A 25,690-nucleotide genomic window follows, 5' to 3' on the forward strand; every position below is an offset into this window, starting at 1 on the left:
GGGCTCTTTCAATTCAGTTCCAGCCTGGAAGTGGGTTGGCCAATTTCATCCAGCCCTTCGGGCCTAACGCCATTTCTTCATCGGTGAGCAAGCAGGCATCGAAGCTTGCGCGCAGCGCGGGCTCATCCATGTCCATGCCGATGAGTACGAGCTCTTGTCGTGCATCGCCCACGTCCTTGTCCCACTTGGCGCGAATGTTCTCGACGGACTCGGTATCCGTCGGCCAGCGGTCTTGTGGGATGGCTGCCCACCAGTAGCCCGCTGGGCCATGTCGGGCCACTGCGCCTGCTTGCGACCAGTTGCCCGCCATTGCCGGCTCGCTGGCGAGCCAGAAGTAGCCTTTTGAACGCACGACGCCTGGCCATTCACGCTCCACTAGCTCATGGAATCGCTCGGGATGGAATGGCCGACGGGCGCGGTATACGAAGCTGCGGATCCCATACTCTTCCGTTTCAGGTGTATGGGTGCCGCGCATTTCCTGCAGCCAGCCCGGGGCTCGAGAGGCCTCGTCGAAGTCGAACAAGCCTGTGTTGAGCACACGATCCAGAGGGACTTTGCCAAACTCTGAGATCTCCATCTTTGCCCGAGGATTCAGGCTGTTGAGGATCGCGATGAGTTGTTGCCGCTCGTCCTCACTGATCAGATCAATCTTGTTGAGAACGATCACATCGCAGAACTCGATCTGCTCGATCAGCAGATCTACTACGGTGCGAACATCCTCTTCTCCCAGCGATTCACCTCGTGCCTGCAAGCTGTCGCGCGAGCTGTAGTCGCGGAGGAAATTGAACGAATCCACTACGGTGACCATGGTGTCGAGCCGAGCTACCTCGCCGAGGCTGCGACCATCTTCACCTTCAAAGGTGAAGGTCTCCGCCACGGGCAGGGGTTCAGAAATGCCAGTCGACTCGATGACTAGCTGATCGAATCGTCCTTCTTTGGCGAGGCGATCTACCTCAAGCAGCAGGTCTTCACGCAGGGTGCAGCAGATGCAGCCGTTGCTCATTTCAACCAGCTTCTCATCGGTACGGGAAAGCTCTGCGCCTCCCTCACGAACCAATGCAGCATCGATGTTGACGTCACTCATGTCATTGACAATGACCGCGACCCGTCGACCTTCACGGTTATTCAGAATGTGGTTGAGCAACGTGGTTTTACCGGCTCCCAGAAAGCCAGAAAGGACTGTCACAGGAAGCTTTTTCGCTTCACTTGAATGTTGGGCTGTCATCAGGAGGCCTCACGGAAAAGGGTGACGAAAATAGGGGGCTCGTCGGTGCTAACTGTCGGAGGTGCGATCGAGCTTGCTACAAGTCGCGCATTTCCCATGGAGCTCTATGGTTGAGCTGCCCAGGGAAAACACGTTTTGCTTCATCCAGGTGCCGAGGTACCGGTTGAGCGATGGGACGATGAACTCATCGACGTGGCCGCATGAGTCGCAGATTGCAAACGCCCTTACCCCTTGCTCGGTAGAAGGGGGAGCACATCTCACATAAGCATTCAGAGATTCCAGGCGATGCACCAAACCACGTTCGGCGAGGCAGCCGAGTGCTCGATAAATCTGTATGGGGGCCTTGAAACCCTCGCTCTTGAGGCGCTCAAGGATCTTGTATGCGCTCAGCGGCCTGCTCGACTGCTGAAGGGTTGCCAGCACCCGTTGCTGGTTAGTGGTCAATTGCATGCGGCCCCCCTGTCGAACGTGAAACTTGAGTCTGAATATCCATAAAAGCCATGTTATAACGTAACACTCATGAGCACGCCACAAAAAAAATCGCGAGGGCGTGTCAGGGTTCCGGGCGGTTGAAGGCGTATGAAGTGCCGAGATTCTGTCTGGCCAGCGGAAATTTTTGAATGTGCGGAAGGTGTATGGACAGACGTAGCTTGTTGAAATTTATCTTGGCTGGTCTAGCGCTGCCGGCCTCGTTTGCTGCGCAGGCTTCCCAGGCAGTTCGGCGGGTGAGTGTCGTTCGTTCGGGGGGATCTACCAAGCTTCTGCTTGACCTGACCGGCCCGGTAACTGCGAGCAGCTTCAGCTTGGAGTCTCCGCCGCGTTTGGTACTTGATCTTCAGCAAGCAGCACTCGATACGACGTTGGACGGTCTCTTGCTCGACGGTACACCGATCCGCGCTGTACGTAGCGGAAAAACACCCACGGGGAATCTGCGAATTGTCCTGGATCTGGCCAAGTCAGGTATTCAAGGGGAGCTTCGGCCTATCTCAGGCAATGGGCGTAAGTTGGAGCTGCTTCTTCCTGATCTACCTGTCAGGGGGAGTGCCGTCGCAGCAGCTACTCAGCAATCACCGGTACAAGCAAAGGGGAAGGTCAACCGAGACCTCCTAGTAGTCATTGATGCGGGACATGGCGGTAAAGACCCGGGTGCGGTTGGTGCAAAAGGGGAGCAGGAGAAAATTATTGCACTCCAGATCGCGACGCTGCTGGCTAAACGAATTGATGCCCAGAAGGGTTACAAAGCTCGGCTCGTGCGCTCCGGCGATATATTCATTCCGCTACGCAAGCGGGCAGAAGTAGCGCAGCGTCTGAACGCTGATCTGTTCGTTTCTGTTCATGCTGATGCAGCCCCAAGACTTACCGCTTCAGGGGCATCAGTCTTTGCGCTGTCGCAGAATGGCGCCAGTTCTTCAATGGCGCGTTGGATGGCTCAGCGAGAAAACGGGGTTGATTCTGTCGGTGGTGGCTTGGCCGTGAGGCTAAGGAAAGAAGATCCGATGGTTGCTGGTGTGCTGCTCGACATGTCGATGAATGCCACCATTTCAACCAGTTTGGATCTTGGGCATCAGGTGCTTTCGCAGTTGGGACAGGTCTCGGGGCTGCATCAGTCGAAGGTTGAGCAGGCTGGGTTCGCGGTACTCAAGTCCGCCGCCATACCATCAATTTTGGTCGAAACAGGTTTCATCTCCAACGTCGGGGACTGTCGACGGCTGCACGATACACGTCACCAGCGCAAAATTGCCGATGCGATTTTCGCTGGGGTGGATAGCTACTTCCGGCAGCAGCCACCACCAGGCAGTCTGATCGCCTCTCAGGCCAGAGCCGAAACAGCCTGAGGGATAGCGTACTCTCGCGACGTTGCAGCCTGCTCAACGTTGCGAGATCTTGATGTCAACCGCGGGTCAATCGCTGAGCGGCCTCGATGGCAAAGTAGGTGAGTACGCCGCTGCAGCCGGCTCGCTTAAACGCCATCAAGGACTCCAGGATGACCTTGTCCGGATCCAGCCATCCATGATCAATGGCGCCCTTGATCATGGAATACTCACCGCTTACCTGATACGCAAAAGTCGGAACGGCGAATGTCGCCTTTACGCGCTGAATGATGTCTAGATAAGGCATGCCTGGTTTGACCATGACCATGTCCGCACCTTCTTGCAGATCCAGAGCAACCTCTAGCAGGGCCTCGTCGCTGTTTGCGGGATCCATCTGGTAAGTGCGCTTATCGCCTTTCAGTGCTCCAGAGGAGCCGAGGGCGTCCCTGAATGGCCCGTAAAAGCCAGAGGCATACTTGGCCGCATAGGACATGAGTCGTACGTCTTTGAGATCTGCTGCGTCCAGGGCTGATCTCAATACGCCGATGCGTCCATCCATCATGTCCGAAGGCGCGAGCGTGTCGATGCCAGCCTGTGCCTGGACAATGGCCTGTCGCGCCAGAAGCTCAAGGCTTTCATCATTTGCTACCAAACCCTTGCGCAGCACGCCATCGTGACCATGGTCGGTGTAGGGATCCAGGGCTACGTCGCCAATGAGACCGAGGTTAGGGAAGGTCGACTTCAGTAATCTGGCTGCCTTGCAGACCAGGTTGTCCGGATTAAGCGCTTCGCTGCCTTCGCTATCTTTTCGCTCTGGTGATGTCGCCGGAAACAGCGCTATAGCGGGAATTCCGAGCTCCATGGCTCGCCCGACATGGTCAATGAGTTCATTCAGGCTCACCCTTAGCTGGCCTGGCATTGAGTTCACGGGTTCATTTAGACCCGCACCTTCTTTCAGGAAAATTGGCCATATCAGATCGTTTACGGACAGCGTGTTTTCAGCTACCAGCCGACGTGTCCAATCGTCAGCACGATTGCGACGAAGACGTACGGCAGGATAGCTTCCTAGTGCTGGAAAGTGATTCATGAGTCAATCTGTATAAGCGAGCAATCAGAAGAGCAGGCTCATCCGTATAGGGACAAGCCTAGATTGGATCAAGCCTCGATCGAAGAGTGATGGCCAGTGATCAGCCACTCGTCGTTGATGCGCTCAAAAGTGAAAAGGAATCGCGCTGGCACAACGCGTTGCTCGCCACCATCACGGTAGACGAAGGTGTAGAGCCCTCCAACAACCACGGTACCCAGCTTTCGGCTTACCCGTTTTTTGAAGACCTGGATGTCACAGACAAGGCCATCGTTGGCTAGGAAATTCTCGAAGTAGTTCCGGCGACTGTCATCGCAATCACGCACCTGGTTGGACAGGGTAGGAACCAGAATGGCATCTGTGGCATAGAGCTCAAGAATCTTGTCGACATCGCGAGTAGCGACGGTTGCTGCCCACCGATAGAGGGCAGCTTTAGCTCCCGCGAGGCAAGCCAGCTCGGTGTCGGCGTACGTTTCAGTGTTGACGGAGAGGGTAGGGGCTTCGCTCATAAATGCTTACCTAATGGGTCTGAATTGGGAGGTGAAATTCTCATGCTAGAGCAAATCTATGATATGTTATAACATAACTGTTGCGATTTGGATCTCGGATCATGTTTCTCAAGCTCGAACAGGCGGAGGCGGGAAGCCGCTTCGCTTTAAGTGACGTGCTCAGTCAGGTGCCCTGGAGCTCTCAAGGTCTCGTCGCTGCAATTGCGCTGCAGCATGACAGCGGTGAGGTGCTGATGCTTGCTTGGATGAATGAAGACGCGCTCAGAGAAACCTTGGAAACCCGTCGGGCCTGTTACTGGTCGCGTTCTCGGCAGGGCCTCTGGCGTAAGGGCGAGACATCTGGGCATGTTCAGCACGTTAAGGAGGTTCGCTTGGACTGTGATGGAGATGCGTTGCTGCTACTCGTCGACCAGGTCGGGGCCGCATGTCACACGGGTCGTCGCAGCTGTTTCTATAACGTAATTGACGGTGATGAGGTGGTGGTGACTGGCAATCCAGGGGAGGCTCCAGCATGACCCGCATCCTTATCAGAAATGCTCGGCTAGTGAACGAGGGTGAAGTCTTCGATGCCGACGTTCTTATTGCCTACGGTCGGATTGAGAAGATCGCCGGAAGCATCGGTAGCGAAAACGTGCCTGTCGAAATCGATGCGCAAGGTTGCTGGCTTGTGCCTGGGATGATCGACGATCAAGTGCATTTTCGAGAGCCAGGTGCCTTGCATAAAGCGACCATGGCAAGTGAGTCTCGAGCCGCTGTCGCAGGTGGCATCACCAGTTTCATGGACATGCCTAACACCAATCCTGCGACACTTTCTGTCGACGCCCTTGCCGACAAAAAGGCACGGGGCGCGGCGTCCTCAGTAGCCAACTATGGCTTTCATTTTGGCGTAAGCAAAGACAACCTGGATATCGTTGCGGGGCTAGATCCTCGCCATGTGGCTGGGGTGAAGGTGTTTATGGGGGCATCTACGGGAGACATGCTCGTTGATGATCCCAAGGTGCTTGAGCGCCTCTTTGACTGCGTACCCACGATTCTATTGGCGCACTGCGAACACACGCCTTCAATCCTGGCTAATGAGGCGCGTTACAGGGAGCAATTCGGTGATTTCATTCCGCCGCAGATGCATCCGAAAATTCGTGATGTGGAGGCGTGCTTCCGTTCTTCCCGCTTGGCGGTGGAGCTGGCTAACAAATTCGGCACAAGGTTGCATGTGCTGCATCTGACTACGGCCAAAGAGCTGGGATTGTTCGAGCCCGGGCCGCTGGCAAACAAGCTGATCACCGCTGAGGTTTGCGCGCACCATCTGCTGTTCGATGACCGTGACTATGCAAGCCTTGGGAATCTCATCAAGTGCAATCCCTCCATCAAAACTCGTGAGGATCGAGATGCTTTGCGGCAAGCATTGCTCTGTGACCGTATCGATGTGATCGGCACTGATCATGCGCCTCACACCTTGGCGGAGAAGCAGCGGCCATATGCATCGGCACCTTCAGGCCTGCCGCTAGTGCAGCATGCTTTTCCGGCTCTTTTCGAGTTGGTCGAGGAGGGGATTCTGCCGATTACTCAACTGGTGCACAAAACCAGCCATGCGGTCGCCGATTTGTTCGCGATTCAAGAGCGTGGATACCTGCGCGAAGGTTACTGGGCTGATCTGGCATTGATTGAGCGGCTTGAAAGTCCACGCCCCGTCAGCCTTGATCCCATCCTTGCTCACTGCCAGTGGACGCCGTTCCAGAATCATCGGCTGCGTCATCGTGTTAGCACCACAATCGTATCTGGGCAGATTGCATGGCACGAAAGGCGGCTTAATGAGGGTTGCCAAGGGTTACCACTCGCCTTCGGTGCGCAGCGTTCCTGATAAACCTCATTACTGATGTGGAAGCGACCGACATGACCGAGCAAGAACTGCTATCAATGCCCGATGAGGCCTACATGGATGCTGCGCAGCAGGAGTTTTTTCGCGAGCTCTTGCTGTGTCAGCGGGCGGAGCTTCAAGAGCGCATCTCTGGAGAATTCCAGGTGATGCGTGAGTTTGAGCCAAGCAGCGATCCTTCCGATCTGGGTACGGTTGAAGAGCAGAGGCAGTGGCAATTACGCCTTCTGGAGCGCGAGAAAAAACTCTTGGACAAGATCGATGAAGCTTTGGAGCGAATCTCACGCGGGGAATATGGATGGTGCAAGGAAACCGGCGAGCCCATTGGCTTGCGGCGGTTGCTATTGCGCCCTACAGCGACGCTGAGTATTGAGGCGAAGGAGCGCGAGGAGCGCCAAGAGCGGCATATGCGTGAGAGCTGACTCATTCAGCAGCCCTGCGGCATGATTCGGAGCATCGAGAAACCTCGAAGGCATACCTCATTTCCATCTTCCATCGCCGATACTATTCAGCTTAGCCGAGTGAGGCTGGTTGTAGCGCCAGCCGCCTTAGCGGTCTGAAGCCCTCTTAGAAAGATCACTAAATGAGAGACCTCAAACGGTAACCGTCTGGCCAACTCACCTCTCAGCACACAGACCGGCTCAGACAAGAACGGTTGGAAAACAAAGCCTTGCCCGCAGGTGTACCCATCGGAGAAGTCTGTATCTGACGCAGCTCATGCGGAGCTTGGTAGCGGGTCGCAATCGACGATGGCTTCATTGTATACTTCTGCTCCGCATACCCCTTGAGCTACAGGAACACCAGCATGACTGTACTCCAAACGATCTACTGGCAGCCTACGCCGCCTTAGCGCTACGCCCCCTCGCAACAACCTGCTTCCGCTAGCCTCGCTCGCGGGTGCGCACTGCTGTACGCCTGATTTTACACCTTCAGCACACAGCAAAAAAATCCTCAAAATTTGAATTTGTATCGATTCGCTCGCCATTCCCTTGGCGTGCGCGATGCTTTGCCTTGGATATTTTCTATGCTGCAAAAACTTAGACAAACGTGGTTTTCCAACGTCCGTGGCGACGTGCTCGCGGGGCTGGTGGTCGCACTCGCGCTGATCCCGGAAGCCATCGCCTTTTCCATCATCGCCGGGGTAGATCCCAAAGTCGGTCTCTACGCCTCCTTCTGTATCTGTGCTGTCATCGCCTTTGTCGGCGGACGCCCCGGAATGATCTCGGCGGCGACAGGCGCCATGGCACTGTTGATGGTTACGCTGGTAAGAGAGCATGGACTCCAGTACCTGCTGGCCGCGACTCTACTATGTGGCGTACTTCAAATCCTTGCCGGCTACCTGAAGCTTGGCTCGTTGATGCGCTTTGTTTCACGCTCGGTAGTCACCGGCTTCGTAAACGCATTGGCGATTCTGATTTTTATGGCGCAATTGCCTGAGCTGACCAATGTCACCTGGCATGTCTATGCCATGACCGCTGCGGGCCTGGGAATCATCTACCTGTTTCCGTATGTACCGAAAATCGGCAAGCTGATCCCCTCTCCATTGGTGTGCATTCTGACGCTGACTGCCATCGCCATTTACCTCGGTTTGGATATCCGCACCGTCGGTGACATGGGCCAACTGCCTGACACGCTCCCGATCTTCCTCTGGCCTGAAGTTCCGCTGAATTTTGAAACCCTGCGCATCATCTTCCCGTATTCGGCTGCGTTGGCAGTAGTGGGTCTACTCGAATCAATGATGACCGCGACCATCGTCGACGATCTTACCGATACCATCAGCAACAAAAACCGCGAGTGCAAAGGCCAGGGTGTGGCCAACATCGCTGCCGGCATGCTTGGCGGCATGGCAGGTTGCGCCATGATCGGCCAGTCGATCATCAACGTGAAATCTGGTGGCCGCACCCGTCTCTCGACATTGTGTGCCGGGGTTTTCCTGCTGCTGATGGTGGTATTTCTTGGCGAATGGCTCTCCAAAATCCCTATGGCGGCACTCGTGGCTGTGATGATCATGGTGTCCATCGGCACCTTTAGCTGGGATTCTTTGCGTAATCTGAAAGAGCATCCGCTGTCGACCAACCTCGTCATGGTGGCGACCGTCGTGGTCGTCGTGGCCACTCATAACCTGGCCTACGGCGTACTGGTAGGTGTGCTGCTGGCCTCCCTGTTCTTCGCAAACAAGGTCGGGCACTACCTGGATATCAAGAGCACTCTGGAAGAGTCAAAATCGCATCGGACTTACCACGTCGTGGGCCAAGTGTTCTTTAGCTCTGCAGACAAGTTCACTGAGGTTTTTGACTTCAAGGAAGCGCTTAACAAGGTCACCATCGATCTCACACAGGCGCATTTCTGGGATATCACCGCCGTCGCAGCGCTGGATAAGGTCGTGATCAAGTTCCGCCGTGAAGGCGCTGAGGTTGAAGTGCTCGGTCTTAATGAAGCCAGCGCAACAATCGTTGACCGCTTCGGCGTGCATGACAAACCCGGTGCCATCGACAAGCTCATGAGCCACTAAGGAGAACGACAATGACCCATGTAATGGCATGCATTGATAACTCACAATCCTCATTGGCGGTCTGCGATTACGCAGCATGGGCCTCGCAACGACTCAGCGCTCCCCTGACCCTGCTTCATGTGCTGGATAGGGAGAAATTTCCTGCATCCGCTGACCTCAGTGGCAATATCGGTCTCGGTAGCAGAGAACATCTACTGGAAGAGTTGGCTAAGCTGGATGCGCAGCGGGCAAAACTGGCCTTGGAGCATGGGCAGCACATGCTTGAAAAAGCTCGCGAGCGTACAGTCATCTCTGGCGCCATGTCACCTGATCTGAAGCAGCGCCATGGCCATCTCGTCGAGAGCCTGAGCGACCTGCAAGAGGATATTCGATTATTGGTGATTGGGAGGGTCGGTGAGGACAGCACGCGCAGACCCCAGAGCCTTGGCAGCCAGATTGAAGCGGTAGTCCGAACCATCCACCGTCCCATCTTGATTACAACCAGCCAGTTTAAGAAGCCAGAAACGGTCATGGTGGCATTTGACGGCAGCGCGACAGGCCGCAAGACTGTGCAGACCCTTGCTTCAAGCCCGCTGTGCGAAGGCCTGCCAATTCATATCGTCATGGTTGGAACGGATTCTGAAGACAACCAGAACGCGCTGGAGAAAGCACGAACCACGCTTGCCTCTTCTGGCTCGCGGGTGCATACCGAGATCCGCCCAGGCGAAGTAGAGTCGACACTGCATGCGTATCAGGCAGAGCACGGCATTGACCTCTTGGTCATGGGAGCGTACGGGCACTCACGCATCAGGCAGTTTCTGATAGGCAGTACGACCACGACGATGCTGCGTACATCCACTGTACCCGTATTGCTGCTTCGCTGAGCCAGTTCCACTGGCCACATCTTTCCAGAACTGCGGAAATGCCATGGCCACCCTGGACGATGACTAACTGATCTTGCCGTAACGAGACCATATGCGACTCATAACTGAAATTGTTCACCCCGAGCTGAAATCCAAGCAGGGCAGAGTATTCCGTCGACATGCAGCACGCGGCATCGTGATGCGGGGTGAACAGATCCTGTTGCTGTTCACCGAGCGCTATAACGACTTCAGCTTTCCTGGAGGCGGCCTTGATGGTGACGAGGACATTGTCACAGGCCTGAAGCGTGAGCTTGAGGAAGAGACTGGTGCTCGTGAGATACAGGTGCTCCAGCATTACGGTTACATCGAGGAGTACCGGCCCTACTGGAAACCACAGTACGACCTGATGCACATGACCTCGCATTTTTATCAATGCGAAGTAGCGCCCCAGCTAGAGCCCGTGAGAATGGAAAGCCACGAAATCGCTAATGGTATGCGGCCTGTCTGGATCAACCTGCATGAAGCCATCACGCACAATGAAGCCGTCATGCAGCGTCACGAGTCTTCGATGGGGCAATCAATTTTGCGCGAAACCTACATGCTGAGAAAAGTCGCTTCCGAATTGTTGATGCCATTCAGCCTTTGAGCTGACTATTTGGCGAAGTCCACTTAGCCTGTCTCAGGCAAGCACCCAATGCTGCGGGAGTAATTGCGTGATTTCGCTCGCCCGCTGTGTCGGCAGCCGCATCAGCACATCCTTGAGATAGGCATACGGATCGTGCCCATTCATACGCGCCGACTGGATCAGACTCATGATTGCCGCCGCCCTTTTTCCACTGCGCAGCGACCCGGCAAATAACCAGTTCGAGCGGCCAAGCGCCCATGGCCGTATCTGGTTCTCTACCTGATTGTTGTCGATGGGCACAGCACCATCGTCCAAGTAGCGCGTCAGCGCTACCCAGCGTTTCAGGCTGTAATCGAGGGCTTTGGACGTGGCCAAGCCGCTGATAACGTCAGGCCACTATCACCGTTGTACTCACATTCACCATGATTGGGTAAATGCAATGGCTGACGCTGAAAGGACGTATTTAGACGTTTATCGAAAACGGTGATCGTGGCCAAGCACAACAGCGAGCAGTTGATTGCGCCAGGCGCGATAGAGCGTGTTATTCGCGGAGCGGATTCCGCTATCTACGCCGCCAATCAAGACTTCTCTGAATGGACGCCCAGCGCCTCATACCGCAGCCAATGGTATGTCTTCAATGGTAACAGCCAAGTCGTTATGGCCGGGGGCATCCATGGTCAATGCCTGTTCGTGGACATTCCTTCGCGGACGGTAATCGTTAAGCAATCTTCTGTACCGGAAGCGGTAGCGCGCATGGCTACCGACTGAATCGCGGGGATTCGGTGAAGCATGCGGGGGCTTTAGGCGAAAGCTGGTCAGTAAGAGGGCGTTTAACTAAGTGGGCAAGTAGGCCCCTAGCACCGCAGACACAAGGCGAAGCAGTTCGCCGCCGTAGAAATTCCGTCCTGGTAAACCTTCTTGAGTAATTCAAACAGCGTGTTGCGCTCATTATCACAAAGGGCCGAGGTCGCCTCAAGGTCGCTCTCGATGGCGATGCTGCTGAGTTGGAGAAGCAACGCCTCGCCAGCTTTACTGAGGTAGATCCCGTAGAAGCGCTTGTCGGGCTTGGCTCGGGTATGTACTGCCAACGCGCGCTCTTCGAGTTTATACATCTGTGTCAGTGGGAGGGTTCAATTTCTCTAAGGCCCTCAATAAAGTGAAGCGTCTGCTGATGCTCGCTTATTGACTCCTCGCTTGCCCAGCATTCCACGAGAAAAAAGTTCGGGCTTGGTCTTGCTCTGGGACAAGTCACGGACAGCCTACCGGACGATTGGCCCGAGCCGATGGTAATTGCGAGCAAAAGAATGCCCGCTACTAGGCGGGCGAGGTCAATCTTGTAGGGTAGGTTAAAACTGTCCTATTTTGCGTGAAAATTCAGTAGAGGGGTACGTCAACGTCTGGTAGTAACAGCTAATTCTATCCAACACAGCAGGTGCTTGATTAGGTGGGCGGCGCATGGCTTGAATCGTCAGTGCTGGTACCTTCTATCCCTTGCTCATGCTTCTTCGAAGTGCATTTCGGGCGGCTGCCGACGCAGACCTCCGGTGATGACGGTTAAATAGATCATCCCGACGGCTAGCCAAGCGAGTCCTAAGTAGATAGCCATGTGATCCAGGCTCGCCATAAGCCACAGATCCGCTACCAATCCACTCAAAGGAAAGACGAGATACAAAATTACTGCCTTAGGGCCACGTTTTCCTTCAGCAAGCCAGTAATGAAAAATCACTGAGAGGTTAACGAGGCTGAACGCCAGGAATGCGCCAAAGTTGATGAAGGAGGTCGAGGTGGTAACGTCCATTCGTAACGCCAGCAGGGCAACAATGCCGCAGAGGATGATGCTCATGACGGGTGTGCCGAAACGTTCGCTCAAGCGACCGAAAAGGCGCTTCGGGAGGACGCCGTCTCGGCCCATCGCGAACAAAAGTCTAGAAGCACTTGCCTGCGCTGATAAGCCGGAGGTGAACTGGCCAACGATCAAGCCGATCAGGAAGAAGCTCACAAAGATGTCACCGCCAATATTTTTGGCAATTTCATAAGCTGCTGAGTCTGCATTCGCAAAATCTGTGGAAGGGTGTGCTAGCTGTACGAAATAGCTTGCGACGATGAAGATGATACCGCCCAGCACAGTGATCAGAAGAATTGCCCGAGGAATGGTTTTTCGCGGCTCATGCGTTTCTTCGGTCAAAGTACTCACCGCGTCGAAGCCCAAGAAGGAGTAGCAGGCAATGGCCGCGCCGCTCATGATGAGAGGCAGTTGGAAGCTGTCCTGGTAGAAAGGTTTGAGCGACCAGAGGGGCTGGTTGAGATCCCCGGTGGCGTAGTGCGCAGCTAGCCCGATGAAAGCTATCAATACCAAGAACTGCAGCAACATCAGGACGCCGTTGATCGTTTTGGCCAACTGCAGGCCAACGATGTTGATAACGGTGGTGAGACAGATGAAGGCGAGAACCCAGAACGGGTGAGGTACGCTTGGGAACGCTGAATGCAAATAGGCCGCACCGATAAGCCAGATGGCCATGGGAAGGAACAGATAATCGAGAAGCACTGCCCACCCGGCCAGGAAACCGAGCTTCGGGCTAATGGATTTTCGAACGTATGTATAGGCGGATCCCGCTACCGGGAATGCCTTCGCCATTTTTCCGTAGCTCAAGGCTGTGAAGAGCATAGCGATGGATGCGGCAAGGTAGGCTGAAGGTACCGATCCGCCTGTGGTGTCGGCGAGAATTCCGAAGGTGCCTAAGACTATAATCGGCGTCATGTAGGCGATACCGAACAGCGTAACCGCACTCAGCGAAAGGGTTCGCTTCAATTGGGCCATGTCTATTACTCCGGTTTGTGTTTTTTATGGAGTGGATTTGCCAAGGCGCAGCCGAGGCCTTGGCATGTATATAAATGAGGTTTGCTGAGCGACTCAGCTGGCCGGGATGAGAAGCTCCCTTAACCCATCAGGATGCTCGTTGAGCTGGCCGGGAAGGTTAAAGCGGCGCTCGGCCAGATAGCTGTAATCCTTCCTTGCAGCTGGCACGCGTGACATATCGATCTCCATCTGTATCCGACAAGGCTCGCGACCTGCTTCGCAAAGAATTTCGCCGTATGGATCAACCACCGCGCTTCCACCTGCGAAAATCAAATTCCCATCGCCTACGCCGACTCGGTTGACCATCACCGCATAGGCCTGGTTCTCCATCGCCCGTCCGCTGATCGCCGTGCGATGCGTTGGCCCGTAGGGATCCATGTTGCCATTGGTGACCAGAATCAAGTCTGCGCTGAGCTGCCCCAACGCCCGCGCGGATTCGGGAAACTCGATATCGAAACAGATCAGAAGTCCTACCCGAACGCCCTTAAAAAGCGTTGTCGCGTAGCGGTCACCTGGAGTGAAGATGCCCTTGTCGGATGACCAGAGATGCGTTTTTCGGTACTTCAAGGCGATGCCTTCAGGTGTAATCAGGACGGTCGTGTTGTAAAATCGACCGTCTTCACCGGCTTCTGCAAGGCCCACCACAACGCCTAAGTTTTTCTGCTTCGCTGCATGGATCACGGCGGTGATCGTGGGCCCATCGAGGGGTTCGGCTATGAACGAGATGTTCTGTTCGGTGGGGAAACCCATCAGCTGAGTTTCCGGAAACACGACGAGATCCGCGTCTGACGCACAGGAGTGAATCGCCTCGAGGGTTCGCTCCAGGTTGTAAGCCGTGTCACCGTCGCGACCAGCCAATTGGATCAGTTCTACTTTCATTTTCGCTCCTGACGACGCGGCGGTGGTCACATGCTTGACAAAGAAGAGGTCTGGCACAGCTACCGCGGCAGCTTGAGGTAAAGTGGCACAGAGGCGCACCGGGCTGGCCATGCCCGATTGAGTATGCCGCCGCTGCTCTGGCTAGGGTAATTACGCCCTTGTGGTAACCCATATGGGGTAGACATGAACCTTACACTGCAGGACATCGCCTGGCATCGCTCAGTCGGACAGTTGCTCGAAGCACTGGATCAGCCCAACTTCTGGCTCCGTCTCGTAAGACTGCTGAAGCAATACGTTGAATTCGATAGCTGGGTTGCGCTTCTTTTCAGTGATGGTCGGCCATTGGTGTATGCGGAATCTCCCGGTGCAGATGGTGGAGAAGACCCACTATTCCAGGATTATCTGAAAGGTCTTTATCTCCTTGATCCGTTCTATAGAGCAAGCCGAGAGGCGACGATCAGTGGCCTTGTACATTTAAACGACGTAGCTCCTGAATGCTTCGAGAGAACTGATTACTATCAACGCTATTTCCGACTTAATGTTGTCGCTGACGAAATTCAATACAATGTTCAACTCGACCCAGGGCGTACGTTGTGCCTTTCACTGGGCAGCCGACTGCGATTCAGTGAGCCTCAGATCGCTCTACTCAATTTAGTGCAGCCCTGGGTGTTGGCTACGATGCGCCAACGGTTCAGGTTTGAAAAAGGAATGGTGGATATCGCGCCCTCACCTAAGTGGCAAAGCCACTTGGATAATGGTTTAGATAAAGTCGAAACGCCGCTGACAGTGCGGGAGCTCGAAGTTGCGCGCATGATGCTAAGCGGCTGCTCAAGCAAGGAAATAGGTCGGAAGCTTTCGATATCTTCTGAAACTGTAAGGGTTCACCGCAAGCATATCTACAGTAAGCTAGGAATCAAGTCGCAGTCTGAGCTTTTTTATCTGTTTCTTAAAGCCCAGATCTGACTTCCAAACCCGCAGCGAAGTCAGGTGTGTCACTCGGACAGTGTCACTCGGACAATTTCGATGCACGAGGTGCACCGTGGGCATTGCATACGTTCGGTGACGATCGTGCCTGGCAAGACCTCGTAGACGCAGGCGAGAGCGTTCTCACCTCATCGGGGAGGGGCGAGTGGAAGCCTGAGAGTTTGAATGTCGCCTCGCTCGAGCGTCTTCCAGATCATCTTGAAGGCCTGCAGGATCGAGCCTTTAGCGGTAAAGGCTTGATCCGCATCACGAGCGATGAGCTGGGCAACTTGCCGTGACGTGCGCAATGTCTAAAGCTTTCCCCAGTCCGCACAACTGAAGAGGATGCACCACTCCAACTCAAGTGCTGAATATTTCCACCCAGTCGTTTGCTAACCAAAGGTATCGCAATGCACAGTGCCGTCGAAGGAAATGAGATCATTATTGGCGCCGACTTGGGCGGTACTAAGTTATTGCTAGTATGCGGAGCTTATTCAAAGCGTTTTGAAACGGGGCCTGGCTATTCCCCCGAAGACTTTTCTGCCCAACTCCACGCCTTCATCGATGATGTCAATCTGTGCCCGGTTAGGATTGGTATCGCTGTACCTGGCCTTGTCGCTTTTGATGGCGAGATCGTTAGCTGCGATGTCCTGCCAAATCTGACAGGCTGGCGTCCAGAAACCTCCCTCAAAGCACTTGGTTGCCAAATAACAGTCATCAATGATGTCGAGGCCTACAGGAAGAAATGCAGGATGTTAGTAATGATTTTACTGGTGGCGTGATCATGGCGGGCACAGCCATCGGTGCTGCATTCATGACCCACGGACGGGAATTGCGTGGTGTAAATGGCTGGGCTGGGGAGCTTGGGTATCTACCGCTGCATGTTGATGGTTCCGTCAAGAGGCTGGATGAGATAGCCGGTGGCGGGGCTATGGCCAACTTGCTTGGCGTCAGTGGAGAAGCTCTCGCTCGATTGGCAAATGATGATGACCCTATCGCCACGGCAACAGTGAGGGCCGGTGGTGAGGCGTTGGGGCTAGGGATGGCCAGTATCATAAATTTGCTCAACCCCTCGCGTCTCGCAGTGGGTGGTGGCAGCTTGAAACTGAAAGGCTACTGGGAGGCTGCTTTGCTTGCAGCCGAGACTCATGCTATTCCATCACTATGGAACGCTTGCAGTGTCAAACGAGTGAAGTCGGAAGATTTTGTAGCGGCGCTAGGGTCTATACGAGCAGCTCAGCGGGAAGCAGCTTAATCAGGTGCGAGATTTTGAATATCCACAATGCGTCATAGTAGAACAGCAATGCTCACGTCGTCGGAGCTCATAGCACTGGCCCGTGGCGCACACAAGGATCTAAAGTCGTGGTCGGTGTTCGTGGAGCTGACGGAGTTTGTCTGGCAGAACACAACCCTGGTCTCGGATGCTGCCAGGTGGGAGTCTATTTGGTTTGAGATGGAGATCGTCAACGCACTTGCCTTGGCTGAGTGGGAGGAACAGGGTTCTCCGATGGATTGGCACGAGCGGTGGTGCGAAGGTTACCAGGCGGATGCTCAGGCCTTACTGTCTGAACTCACCTGCCTGATCGTCATGCATGCACTAACTCAATAGTTCATCGTGGCGATTCGGTAAGCGACCGGCCATAGGGTTATCGCTTTCGGATCAGAATCTGGGATGCTGATGTCCGAAACTCACCGCACAAACAGACATTGCAGGTACCCTAAGTGAAGAGAACGATCTTGGGAATGGCTGAGGCGGGAGAGTCCCTCTTGAAGCAAGCTCTTGAAGCGATACTGGCCCATCAGCAAGCCGTTGATCAAGAGCGACCAGTCGACGAGGTGGAACGGCCTCGCGTGCAAGCTGACCACCTTTATCAAACAGTCATCGACTACCAGTTACACAAGGCCGGCACGTTAGGCCAGTCAATCCACTGAGATGGATTGGGTGGGGGAGATTGGCTTGAGATGCAGATTCAAGCATTCTGCAAAGCCATACTCCGTAACCCCTACGATATCCCATGAGCAAACCTGTTTTCCCTCAGCCCTTTTTAGCGATTGGCTGCTCCCAATGTCGTGACCTTGCTAGCCTGGATTTCGAAATTACCATGGCGTTCCAGCCCATAATCCATGTGCCTTCAGGTAGGCCGTTCGCCTATGAGGCACTGGTTCGCGGACTGAACGGTGAAAGCGCTGCGGACATTTTGGCCAAGGTATCGCCCGACAATCTGTACCGTTTTGATCAGGCCTGTCGCGTGAAGGCCATCGAGCAAGCGGCTGGGCTCGGCTTGGGGGGGCGGAAAGAGTGTAAATTGAGCATCAATTTTCTGCCCAACGCCGTCTACCGTGCTAGCACATGTATCCGGGCTACCTTAGAGGCTACTCGAAGATTCGACTTCCCCGCCAATCTGCTGATGTTCGAAGTGACCGAGGGCGAGCGGATCGAAGACACCGAACACTTGAAATCAATCTTCAAGGAGTACGAGCTACAGGGCTTCACCACTGCGATTGACGATTTCGGCTCGGGTTACTCAGGGTTGAATCTACTCGCAGAATTTCAGCCGGCTGTACTCAAGCTGGATATGGCTCTCACTCGGGGAATCAACCACGATTCGGTTCGCCAGGCTATCGTCGCCGGTATCGTATTGGTGGCCGAGCGGTTGGGCATTACGCTTATTGCCGAAGGGATTGAGACTGACGAAGAATGCCAAACGCTGGGGGCGTTGGGGATTGATTTGATGCAAGGGTACTTGTTCGCTCGACCGCAGATGAATGGATTGCCGTTGATTGAACGGCTTTATTGATGTTGTTCTGATAGAGCCCCTTGTCCTAGCCTTTGTGAACCCTGTGTGGATTAATCACCAGCCTCAGGGCGTCCGTTGTCACAGGACAGGCCAATGGAGACTCCTGCTGGGCTGCCCAGTTTCTTGAGGGAGTCTTCCGCTGCACTTTTGTTGCGGTAGAGAGACGATGACAGTGTAAGCATTCAGATTCGCAGAACGCTAAAGGGCTTCGCGCCGAGGGAGTGGCCTAAACTGAATAATCTTGAACTGGCCTCCCTGCTCAACTGGGATCTAGTTGAGTCCGATGCTCCAAATATTGAAAACTGTCGAGCCATTGTCATCGTCGCAGAGCTATCCATGCCCATGTCATCAGAGTAATCAAGATGAAGAAGGATCTCAGCAAGGTTTTGCTTCCAGACCATCCGATGTACACCGATGCAGTGGATGCTTTGAAACGGTACCACCAAGCTCAAGCCAACGGTGTGACGGGGGCTGAGCTTGAGCGTCTTCGTCTCATGGCGGAGTACCAGTTTCAAGCAGTCACCGACTATCAACTGCGCGCGCTCGGTGGGCCGGCGGAGCCTAGCCACTGAAAGCCCCTACTACACACCGTACCGCTTGTTCCCACCAGAAGTGATGCAGTAGCGACCGCCCCGGGGGCCTATACAGACTCGACCTGAAGAGCAGGGGCACGAAGAGCTATAGCCGGACGTGTTGATGCGCGCAGGCTGGGGAGCTGGCTGGTTTCTTTTCGGCTGCCGGGTGACGAAGCAGTTCGAGCCGCTGCAGAGGTTTGTGTACGAAATCCACCGTTCCGGCTGGCCGTCGAGGCTGATGCGCGCCCATTCCTGTTTCTGCTCATAGACCTGAACCTTCTCCCCGCGCTTGAGGCTGGAGACTACTTTCCCTCCCGGTTGAGCGCGCAAATTCAGCTTGTCCGCGTTGACGAAATGCTCGGGCGCCGAGGCTTGTGTAGGTTGTGGTTCTGCGGACGAGGTTGCTGCCAAAGTGCTAACCGGTACCTGGCTGACTGGTGGCTCAGTTTTAGGTGAATCTTTCTTGCCAATGGCCCAGATCATCAGGAGGAGAGCTAGCAGCGGCAGAAACCAAGATTGACCTTTCTTGCGCATTTCCTTTGCACCCTCGAAATGTAATCTGTCCGTTTTAGAAGTGGCCGGCTAGGGCCCGGCGAGCAATTTTCCAACTGCCATCGCCGATACTATTCAGCTTAGCCGACTGAGGCTGGCTGGAGCGGCAGCCGCCTTAGCGGCATCAAGCCGTCTTCGAAAGATCACTAAATGACAGACACTAAGCGGAGCGCGCCGGGCTGATAAAAGGTCGCCCAAGGGCCAAGTCGTCGCAAGGCGAATGGCTCGGTTCACGACAGCTGGGCCCGGTAGGGCACGCCATAAACGCTCTACAAGGCTTTCAACATGCGCTCCAGGCTCTGATGCTCCCATGTCGATAACAGGGCAACCGGATCTGTCCGGTCACCAGGATCGAAATCCCAGCGCTGCCCATCCGGGCTAACGCACCGCTCGCAATAGTCCAGCTCATCACAGTCGTTGTAGATCGTGATCCGCCATCCCTCTACATCCACTTCGAAATGGCAGGCGTACACCTGCTCCCAGGACTGGCTGCCAATCTTGGTCATTGTCCGGCGCCCGAACACCGCCTCTCGCAACACTTGGCAGACGTCCCGCGCCGTCAAAGCGCCTGACGGTACGTCGTGCTGGTTATGTTCAGTCATACGCTGCCTGTGTCTCTCAGTGATCAGCCATCGACGATACCCTGTGTCACAGGGGCTCCGGAAAACACGCAGGATAGGAGTGGTTGGTGGATGCAGTGACAGGAATATTTGGAGTACAAATGTGCTCTATGGCGCTATTGAAAGCTGTCTTGCTCCCCTCGTGCATACAGCTGGCAGGTTGCGTTGCCTCCACGAAGGACGAGTCAGATAATGTGGCGATCTGTCCCCCGTACATGCATCCTTTGAGTCAACTCCGGTGTCTCTGATGTATCGCTCACGAGATCTGCGCTATGCATCCAACGACACCCGACGGACGTTATTTTGTTGTCAAAGGTCAGCTCTGGCGCTGCACGAACCCTTCATTGAATGAGCAGGATCGGCAATGCCTTGTGCATGACCTGATGGATGCTCGACGAGATGTCAAAAAGGCCAAGCGCGCCGACGATTCGAGCATGCTCAAATCTGCGCGTGCGCGAGTGAATGCTGCCAAAGTGCGTCTGGGCGAGCGGGGGCCCGTTTGGTGGGACGACGGCAGCCCGGACTACAATCGCTGTCGGGTAGACCTTTCGCCATACGCTGATTGGTACAACGCTTTGGATGCCACAAAGGGTGAGTAATGTACGTCGAAAAGACCTTCACACCTCAGCAGCTATTTGAAATGGTGTGGGAGCGACCTGTTCTCATCATCGCAAAGGAAATAGGTGTCTCGGATGTGGGCTTGTCGAAGGCCTGCCGCAAAGCGGGGATCACGTTGCCTGCCCGGGGGCACTGGGCCAAGCCGGTCTCAAAGCGCCCGCGTCGTCCAAAGCCTCCAGCCTCTACCACACCTGTCACGTTTCACGTTTTGAATGTCGAGAAGGCTGCCAGGCTGAGGCCAGAAAATGTAATCAAAGATCCTACGATGTTGATCGTGCCAACGGAGTTAACTGACCCTCATCCGTTGGTACTAAAATGGCTTGGTGCAGCGAGAAAGGCCAAGGAGCTCAACAGTGCACTGGTATTGGACAAAACCAGGGTATTGAACTCGCACATATCCCGGAATGAGATGGATCGCTGCGCGCTTCTCTACGACAGCTTGATCAAAGCCAGTGAGTCGTTGGGGTACACTTGGGGCATTGGTAGTAACGGTAGCTTCGTGCAAGTCGACGGGGAAGAGCTACTCATCACGATCCAGGAACGGATGCGACGCTTCGATATTCCACCGCCTCCTCCGAAGCCTTTCAAGCCTGGGCAGCAATGGAGGCCTGACGTTACCGCGATGAGAGCGGCTCGCTTTGGGTGGGAGCCCACTGGCGTATTTTCCCTCATCGTCGACGCACGATCCGAGGTTCTCATTCAAAAAACTTGGACTGACAGCAAGACAGGGAGGCTTGAGTCGAAGCTCGGTCAGATCCTCACAGGTTTCGCTCGTATCGCCCTATCTGTGCAAGCCCAACGATCATCCGAAGAAGCTAGTCGCCGTCGATGGGCTGAGGAGGAGCGAGTGCGCAGAGAGGGGATTGACCAGCAGCGTCGTCTGGACAAGTTGCGTCAAATTGTGATGAAAAATCTAGAAGGCTGGGAGCGCGCCCAGCGGCTGCGATCATTCATTGAGGCGACAATCGAAGCTTCGCCTGAGGATGAAGCAACTCAAATGGCACTAGCGATGTGGGTTAGCTGGGCTAGACAACAAGTTGAGCTCCTTGATCCATTAAAAGTGGATATTTCTAAAGTTATCGACCTGTCCGTAGATTTGCCGAACTCAGAGTACGGCTACTGGAGCAGCAGTAAGAAAGTCGAGGACTGGTGGCCCTGATTTTTATTTGGTTTTGAACTAAAACTGCGTTAGGATTCTCTTAAGGTCATCTACATATTAGGGAGTTTACACGATGTCGCGATTGGCAGAGTTTCGTCAGCTTGAGCAAAAATTGGCTGCCCAGTTGGCTGAGCTGGAAGCTATGAAGGGCAGCAGTGAGCTTCAGAAAGAGATCGAGTTTGAGACCAAGCTGTGCGATTTGCTGGCCAAGTACGGCTTCAGCTTGCGTGACATCATTAACATACTGGATCCGCAATCTGGTCGCCGTGCTGCGCCTGCAGTGGTTGAGAAAGCTCCGCGTCGCGCTCGCCAGGTCAAGCAATATAAAAACCCCCACACGGGCGAAGTTATTGAGACCAAAGGCGGCAACCACTCGAAGTTGAAATCCTGGAAAGCTGAATACGGTTCTGATGAAGTAGAAAGCTGGCTCTCTAAGTAAGTCGTAAGGACTGAAGAAACCTCCGCTTTCGGAGGTTTTTTATGGCTTGAGAACGAGGTCTTATCTGCTGAGCCCATCAGTAACGGCACCAAATGCGTAGCCCCGCTGGCTATGCAGGATCGCGAGTCTGCTTTCGGTAGGGCGGATAGAAGAGGCTCCAGGCGATCAATGACTCCATGCTCTTTAAGCGGATGGACGTACTGACTCGATGCCGGTTTCGAAACCGCCATCAGTTCAGAGCCTTTTGAGCCCGCCAAGGCGGGATGTGAGCGATGCCTGATCGTGTGCGGCTTGAGCTGGTTCGCCCAGCAGAGCAGGCATTTTTGCGTAGATGACAGGGGATTAGAAAAGGGCTCACGAAAAATAATTTCAACCCCCCCCCTTGAAATTTTTTTTGCGAGACGGAGTATATATTTTGTAATCAACAAAAAGCAGCGAGCTCTCGGGCTCCCTCGCCAAATCAGGCTTCACTCCTACCGCTTCAGCTGTTGCCATTCCTTTACGCTCTGAAAATCCTGTCTATTTTTTGACCATCAGCACGCGTTGATCACCTGACTTTGGGTAGGATGCTTGGTAAAAAAGTCGCTTTCTTCGGCCGTCAGGCCGGCTAGCTTTGCCCTCGTGAACAAATTTAGAGCTGCCCCCAATTTTTTTGAGCTGAGACCAGGTAGGTTGCGATATGCAGGCGGCGCTGAAAAGAAGTGGGTCGCACGAACACAAGTCGGTTACTCGCATAGATCCTGAACAGCTTTGAGGTTCTTCTACCCAGCATGCAAACGGGTAGCCGCCGGCGCACATAGAGGCTTTTTCATGCAGGACGACTACAAAGCTCAGCTCACAAAAGCTACAGAAGGGCTGCACTATTGCGACTTGATCCTAACGGCCCAAGAGGCCAGGGATCTGCAGGCGCTTGTTCAAGAGCTCCAAGCAACGGGTAAGCACCCCGGGCTCAGCGGTGTGTTCAGAACGATCCTTGAAGAAACCTGGAGCAGTGACGAACCTTGGCCGACCATCTCATCACCAGCGGCGTCCGGGCGCGATTGAGGTTATGCGACACCCAGCGGGCGACTCGCAGGAATACTGCCTGTGATTCATGATGCTGGAGGGCACATCTGTGTTAGCTGTGCCTACGACGCCAGCGGTATGCACGATTGACGGGCAGCCTGTTCTAAGACCGGCACATCCCCATCGCGTTCCAATCTCTCAATTTCTGAGCGGACGTCATCGATGAGTTCTGCGGCAGTTCTACCAGACTCCTGGCTCAGGGTAAGGGTCAGCAACGTCAATGAGCTCAGTTCAAGCCGGTGGCTCACCTGCTCAAGTTTGTCCAGCGTTAGGCTTGATCGGGCGCCTTCCAGTTTGGAAAGGAAAGTCCGGCTGGTATCTCCGAAGTCGCGTTGCGAGATTTTTCGCCTGGTGCGAAGCGTCCGCAGCACGATGGCGAATGATGACTTCAGTGACATGTACAACTCCTCCATATGTGCTCGTCCTCAGTAACGCCACGTAGAGGTCACGGCCTGCCTCAGTCTGAATGGAATGTTCCTCTGTTCAGGACAGCGAGGAGGTGTGACGAGCGTTCCCCTGCGTCGACGCACTGTTGATGCATACAGTGTATCTCGCTAAGCTCAGAAGGAGAACATTTGTACTCCATGCGGTGACGAGCGCTATGAAGAATTCACACGAGACCCAGGGCGACTGCTTCGGGTTTTTCTCGAGAGAGGAGCTGCTCGAGCACCAGTGCCTTCTACTTGAGAGTGAGCTGCTTGTGATGGGCGAGGAGTTAAGCGCCTCTCGCGAAAAAATTGCCACCTTGGTTCTGATGTGGACGGGCATCAAGAATGAGCTACGGCAAGCGGAGGTGGAGTTGAGTGAAGCTAGGCAGCAGCTTGATATGAGCACCGCTGGTCACTCGTAAACCTATTCACCCTAGCTGTCTTCATCATGGCTTTCTGATTTCACTCCGGTTACGCTCATTCGCAGCAGGGAAGAGGTGTATTGAGCTAACGCCAGAAATGCTCCGCACTGCAGGTCGTTGTCGGGCGATCCATATCTACCTCGTGCTTTCCCACTCAAAGCATTCGACTCAAACGAGGAAGGATCCCATGTCGTTTAGCGACTATCTGAAAGGCCCAGCCCATCGACAGCGTGCTGAAGCCCTTGAAACACAGCTTGCGGAGCTTCAGCTGCAGCATTCGCAACTGCAAGAGCTGGTTACGAAGATCGGCGCCATGGATGTAGTGAATATTCAGCAGCTGATTGCGCAAGAGCAGGCCAGGCTCTCGGATGTACGCGATGAGACACAACGTGCTCAAAGGGAATTGGCGGCTCTCGCCCAGCGCTCCACTGATCTGCAGGGACAGATACTCGTCTGGGAAGAGACGCTGCTCCTGGAAAGCTTTGCCCTCTATGAGCCTAAGTTCAAGCTAACCAGCAGCCAGGAGTACAAAGCTCGACTGGATCACATCCGTGATCGTCAGAAAGTCCTGATCAAGAATGGGCAGGCGGCCAGCGGCAACCTGAACTGGACGGTGAACAACAGCCAGGCCCAAGGCCGTAAGCTGGTCAACGACATGATCAAGTTGGTGATTCGCTCGTTCAACAACGAAGCTGATGCCTGCGTGGCGAACGTGAAATTTGACAACGTCGAGCTCGGAGAGAAGCGAATCCTCAAATCGTTTGAAGCTTGCAACCGGCTAGGCAAGATCATGAGCGTAGAGATTTCTGGGGTCTACCTCGACCTTAAGCTCGATGAGCTGCACCTTGCCCATGAGTTCCAGATCAAAAAGCAAGAGGAAAAGGAAGAGGCGAAACGCGCCCGGGAAGAGCTGCGGGAGCAGCAAAAACTCGAGCAAGAGATTCGCGCGGCGCGAGAGAAAATCGCCAAGGAGCGGAAGCATTTCACGACTGCTATGCGTGACCTGCAGGCTCGCCTTGAGCAAGTGCAATCCGATGAGGAGCGTTCAGCGCTGCTGGTGAAGCTGGCCGAAGTTGAGGCTGGCCGAGCCGAGCTGGAGAGCGAAGAAAAGCTCATTGATTACCGCGAGAAAAACGCCAAAGCCGGGTATGTGTATGTGATCTCGAACCTAGGGGCTTTCGGAGAGGGCATCTACAAGATCGGCATGACTCGCCGCCTAGAACCCATGGATCGTGTCGATGAGCTGGGTGATGCATCGGTACCGTTCTGGTTCGACGTGCATGCGATGGTTTTCTCGAACAACGCTCCTGCATTGGAAGCGAAGCTCCACGAGCATTTTGCGTCGGGCCGGCTCAACAAGGTCAATGGGCGGAAAGAATTCTTCAGAGCCGAGATTGCTGAGATCGAGAAGGTCATTCGAGAAAATTACGATGCTGTCGTAGAGGTCATGCATGAGGCACCGGCGGAGCAGTATCGTGAAAGCCTTCGCATGGCATTGCCCAAGCCTGCCATTCACCAATCGGAGCGGATGACAGCACAGAGCTAAAGTCGCGAATGCATGCATGTTATGGCCAAAGGTTCGTTAGTCATGCCTACACGCGGGAAGGGTGGCCTCTGTTTGTACCCAAGGCTAGTAGCCGCCCGCGAGATCGTTATCGCCCCATGAGAGCGAGGCTTAGCCGTTTTCGGGCCCCGAACGGCTAAGCAATACGGCTACAGCCTTCGCAAGATCATAATATCTTGGATCCGCAGGCTAGCAGCCGTGCAGCTGCTACGGCTCCTGCTGATAAGACTCCACGTCGTGTGCTCGTCATATTAAAGCATGCCCTCTGAT

Annotated in this window: 28 protein-coding genes and 3 pseudogenes; 20 read left to right on the plus strand and 11 right to left on the minus strand. The window is 54.5% G+C overall.

Going from position 1 to position 25,690, the window contains the following annotated elements; all coding sequences use genetic code 11:
• Positions 1-13: 13 nt before the first annotated feature.
• Together zigA and QCL51_RS06960 are read right to left on the minus strand one after the other, a co-directional pair.
• Positions 14-1,225 (minus strand): zinc metallochaperone GTPase ZigA, encoded by a 1,212-nt coding sequence (gene zigA, locus QCL51_RS06955; protein WP_338444674.1) that lies wholly within the window; start codon positions 1,223-1,225, stop codon positions 14-16.
• A 48-nt stretch (positions 1,226-1,273) separates the two neighbouring features.
• The gene (locus tag QCL51_RS06960) at positions 1,274-1,675 is read right to left on the minus strand and encodes a Fur family transcriptional regulator (protein ID WP_338444675.1); all 402 of its coding nucleotides are present in this window, start codon (positions 1,673-1,675) and stop codon (positions 1,274-1,276) included.
• Between the two features lie 185 nt (positions 1,676-1,860).
• Between QCL51_RS06960 and QCL51_RS06965 the strand changes: the two genes are divergently transcribed.
• Complete coding sequence (locus QCL51_RS06965) at positions 1,861-3,060, plus strand: N-acetylmuramoyl-L-alanine amidase (protein ID WP_338444676.1); 1,200 nt, start codon at positions 1,861-1,863, stop codon at positions 3,058-3,060.
• Positions 3,061-3,115: 55 nt separating this feature from the next.
• Here the strand turns inward: QCL51_RS06965 and hemB are convergent, their stop codons facing one another.
• A complete protein-coding gene (hemB, locus tag QCL51_RS06970) occupies positions 3,116-4,123 on the minus strand; it encodes a porphobilinogen synthase (RefSeq protein WP_338444677.1) in 1,008 nt (335 codons plus the stop codon).
• Between the two features lie 68 nt (positions 4,124-4,191).
• Positions 4,192-4,629, minus strand: a complete 438-nt coding sequence (locus QCL51_RS06975) for a DUF4440 domain-containing protein (protein WP_338444678.1) — start codon at positions 4,627-4,629, stop codon at positions 4,192-4,194.
• Positions 4,630-4,730: 101 nt separating this feature from the next.
• On the opposite strand from QCL51_RS06975, the gene hisI reads away from it, so the two are divergent.
• The 6 genes from hisI (at position 4,731) to QCL51_RS07005 (ending at position 10,502) form a co-directional block, all read left to right on the plus strand.
• Complete coding sequence (gene hisI / locus QCL51_RS06980) at positions 4,731-5,144, plus strand: phosphoribosyl-AMP cyclohydrolase (RefSeq protein WP_338444679.1); 414 nt, start codon at positions 4,731-4,733, stop codon at positions 5,142-5,144.
• Positions 5,141-6,487: a dihydroorotase gene (locus tag QCL51_RS06985; RefSeq protein WP_338444680.1), complete on the plus strand. Its 1,347-nt coding sequence runs from the start codon at positions 5,141-5,143 to the stop codon at positions 6,485-6,487. The genes hisI and QCL51_RS06985 overlap by 4 nt, the downstream gene beginning before the upstream one ends.
• Positions 6,488-6,519: 32 nt before the next feature.
• Positions 6,520-6,924, plus strand: a complete 405-nt coding sequence (gene dksA, locus QCL51_RS06990) for an RNA polymerase-binding protein DksA (RefSeq protein WP_267273197.1) — start codon at positions 6,520-6,522, stop codon at positions 6,922-6,924.
• A 602-nt stretch (positions 6,925-7,526) separates the two neighbouring features.
• Positions 7,527-9,014, plus strand: coding sequence for a SulP family inorganic anion transporter (locus QCL51_RS06995; RefSeq protein WP_338444681.1), 1,488 nt, complete (start codon positions 7,527-7,529; stop codon positions 9,012-9,014).
• 11 nt (positions 9,015-9,025) lie between these two features.
• Complete coding sequence (locus tag QCL51_RS07000) at positions 9,026-9,877, plus strand: universal stress protein (RefSeq protein ID WP_338444682.1); 852 nt, start codon at positions 9,026-9,028, stop codon at positions 9,875-9,877.
• Positions 9,878-9,968: 91 nt separating this feature from the next.
• Positions 9,969-10,502 (plus strand): NUDIX domain-containing protein, encoded by a 534-nt coding sequence (locus QCL51_RS07005; protein WP_338444683.1) that lies wholly within the window; start codon positions 9,969-9,971, stop codon positions 10,500-10,502.
• Between the two features lie 33 nt (positions 10,503-10,535).
• Here the strand turns inward: QCL51_RS07005 and QCL51_RS07010 are convergent.
• A pseudogene (locus QCL51_RS07010) lies at positions 10,536-10,862 on the minus strand (transposase); the annotation flags it as partial.
• Between the two features lie 114 nt (positions 10,863-10,976).
• Here QCL51_RS07010 and QCL51_RS07015 point away from each other — a divergent pair.
• Positions 10,977-11,249, plus strand: a pseudogene (locus tag QCL51_RS07015) (hydrolase); the annotation flags it as partial.
• An 86-nt stretch (positions 11,250-11,335) separates the two neighbouring features.
• Here QCL51_RS07015 and QCL51_RS07020 read toward each other — a convergent pair.
• From QCL51_RS07020 to QCL51_RS07030, 3 genes and pseudogenes are all read right to left on the minus strand, one after another.
• A pseudogene (locus tag QCL51_RS07020) lies at positions 11,336-11,608 on the minus strand (hypothetical protein); the annotation flags it as partial.
• Positions 11,609-11,976: 368 nt separating this feature from the next.
• Positions 11,977-13,299: an APC family permease gene (locus QCL51_RS07025; RefSeq protein ID WP_338444684.1), complete on the minus strand. Its 1,323-nt coding sequence runs from the start codon at positions 13,297-13,299 to the stop codon at positions 11,977-11,979.
• A gap of 93 nt (positions 13,300-13,392) precedes the next feature.
• A complete protein-coding gene (locus tag QCL51_RS07030; protein ID WP_338444685.1) occupies positions 13,393-14,217 on the minus strand; it encodes a carbon-nitrogen hydrolase family protein in 825 nt (274 codons plus the stop codon).
• Between the two features lie 183 nt (positions 14,218-14,400).
• Between QCL51_RS07030 and QCL51_RS07035 the strand changes: the two genes are divergently transcribed.
• The 7 genes from QCL51_RS07035 (at position 14,401) to QCL51_RS07065 (ending at position 18,550) form a co-directional block, all read left to right on the plus strand.
• Positions 14,401-15,180: a helix-turn-helix transcriptional regulator gene (locus QCL51_RS07035; protein ID WP_338444686.1), complete on the plus strand. Its 780-nt coding sequence runs from the start codon at positions 14,401-14,403 to the stop codon at positions 15,178-15,180.
• Positions 15,181-15,590: 410 nt separating this feature from the next.
• On the plus strand, positions 15,591-15,962 hold the full coding sequence (locus QCL51_RS07040; protein WP_338444687.1) for a hypothetical protein: 372 nt from the start codon (positions 15,591-15,593) through the stop codon (positions 15,960-15,962).
• Positions 15,926-16,435: an ROK family protein gene (locus QCL51_RS07045; RefSeq protein ID WP_338444688.1), complete on the plus strand. Its 510-nt coding sequence runs from the start codon at positions 15,926-15,928 to the stop codon at positions 16,433-16,435. The genes QCL51_RS07040 and QCL51_RS07045 overlap by 37 nt, the downstream gene beginning before the upstream one ends.
• A 48-nt stretch (positions 16,436-16,483) precedes the next feature.
• Positions 16,484-16,789, plus strand: coding sequence for a hypothetical protein (locus QCL51_RS07050; protein WP_338444689.1), 306 nt, complete (start codon positions 16,484-16,486; stop codon positions 16,787-16,789).
• 113 nt (positions 16,790-16,902) lie between these two features.
• On the plus strand, positions 16,903-17,112 hold the full coding sequence (locus tag QCL51_RS07055) for a hypothetical protein (protein WP_338444690.1): 210 nt from the start codon (positions 16,903-16,905) through the stop codon (positions 17,110-17,112).
• A gap of 83 nt (positions 17,113-17,195) precedes the next feature.
• Positions 17,196-17,978, plus strand: coding sequence for an EAL domain-containing protein (locus QCL51_RS07060; protein ID WP_338444691.1), 783 nt, complete (start codon positions 17,196-17,198; stop codon positions 17,976-17,978).
• Positions 17,979-18,340: 362 nt separating this feature from the next.
• Positions 18,341-18,550, plus strand: a complete 210-nt coding sequence (locus QCL51_RS07065) for a hypothetical protein (RefSeq protein ID WP_338444692.1) — start codon at positions 18,341-18,343, stop codon at positions 18,548-18,550.
• A gap of 9 nt (positions 18,551-18,559) precedes the next feature.
• Here QCL51_RS07065 and QCL51_RS07070 read toward each other — a convergent pair whose 3' ends face one another.
• Both QCL51_RS07070 and QCL51_RS07075 read right to left on the minus strand, forming a co-directional pair.
• Entirely contained in the window at positions 18,560-19,087 is a 528-nt protein-coding gene (locus QCL51_RS07070; RefSeq protein WP_338444693.1) for an SH3 domain-containing protein, read from the minus strand.
• A 287-nt stretch (positions 19,088-19,374) separates the two neighbouring features.
• The gene (locus tag QCL51_RS07075) at positions 19,375-19,707 is read right to left on the minus strand and encodes a hypothetical protein (protein WP_338444694.1); all 333 of its coding nucleotides are present in this window, start codon (positions 19,705-19,707) and stop codon (positions 19,375-19,377) included.
• Between the two features lie 290 nt (positions 19,708-19,997).
• Between QCL51_RS07075 and QCL51_RS07080 the strand changes: the two genes are divergently transcribed.
• From QCL51_RS07080 to QCL51_RS07095, 4 genes are all read left to right on the plus strand, one after another.
• Complete coding sequence (locus QCL51_RS07080; RefSeq protein WP_338444695.1) at positions 19,998-20,324, plus strand: hypothetical protein; 327 nt, start codon at positions 19,998-20,000, stop codon at positions 20,322-20,324.
• Entirely contained in the window at positions 20,324-21,502 is a 1,179-nt protein-coding gene (locus QCL51_RS07085) for a hypothetical protein (RefSeq protein WP_338444696.1), read from the plus strand. The genes QCL51_RS07080 and QCL51_RS07085 overlap by 1 nt, the downstream gene beginning before the upstream one ends.
• Before the next feature lie 73 nt (positions 21,503-21,575).
• Positions 21,576-21,941, plus strand: coding sequence for a histone-like nucleoid-structuring protein, MvaT/MvaU family (locus QCL51_RS07090; protein ID WP_338444697.1), 366 nt, complete (start codon positions 21,576-21,578; stop codon positions 21,939-21,941).
• An 810-nt stretch (positions 21,942-22,751) separates the two neighbouring features.
• Positions 22,752-22,985: a hypothetical protein gene (locus tag QCL51_RS07095; protein WP_338444698.1), complete on the plus strand. Its 234-nt coding sequence runs from the start codon at positions 22,752-22,754 to the stop codon at positions 22,983-22,985.
• Between the two features lie 83 nt (positions 22,986-23,068).
• Here QCL51_RS07095 and QCL51_RS07100 read toward each other — a convergent pair whose 3' ends face one another.
• Positions 23,069-23,404 carry an XRE family transcriptional regulator gene (locus QCL51_RS07100; protein WP_338444699.1) on the minus strand — a complete coding sequence of 112 codons (336 nt, stop codon included), beginning with the start codon at positions 23,402-23,404 and terminating at the stop codon, positions 23,069-23,071.
• A 639-nt stretch (positions 23,405-24,043) separates the two neighbouring features.
• On the opposite strand from QCL51_RS07100, the gene QCL51_RS07105 reads away from it, so the two are divergent.
• The gene (locus QCL51_RS07105; protein WP_338444700.1) at positions 24,044-25,402 is read left to right on the plus strand and encodes a DUF4041 domain-containing protein; all 1,359 of its coding nucleotides are present in this window, start codon (positions 24,044-24,046) and stop codon (positions 25,400-25,402) included.
• The last annotated feature ends 288 nt before the right edge of the window (positions 25,403-25,690 follow it).

This window comes from Pseudomonas sp. LTR0 (assembly GCF_036630035.1).
In the GTDB taxonomy this organism is placed as follows: Bacteria; Pseudomonadota; Gammaproteobacteria; order Pseudomonadales; family Pseudomonadaceae; genus Aquipseudomonas; species Aquipseudomonas putida_Y.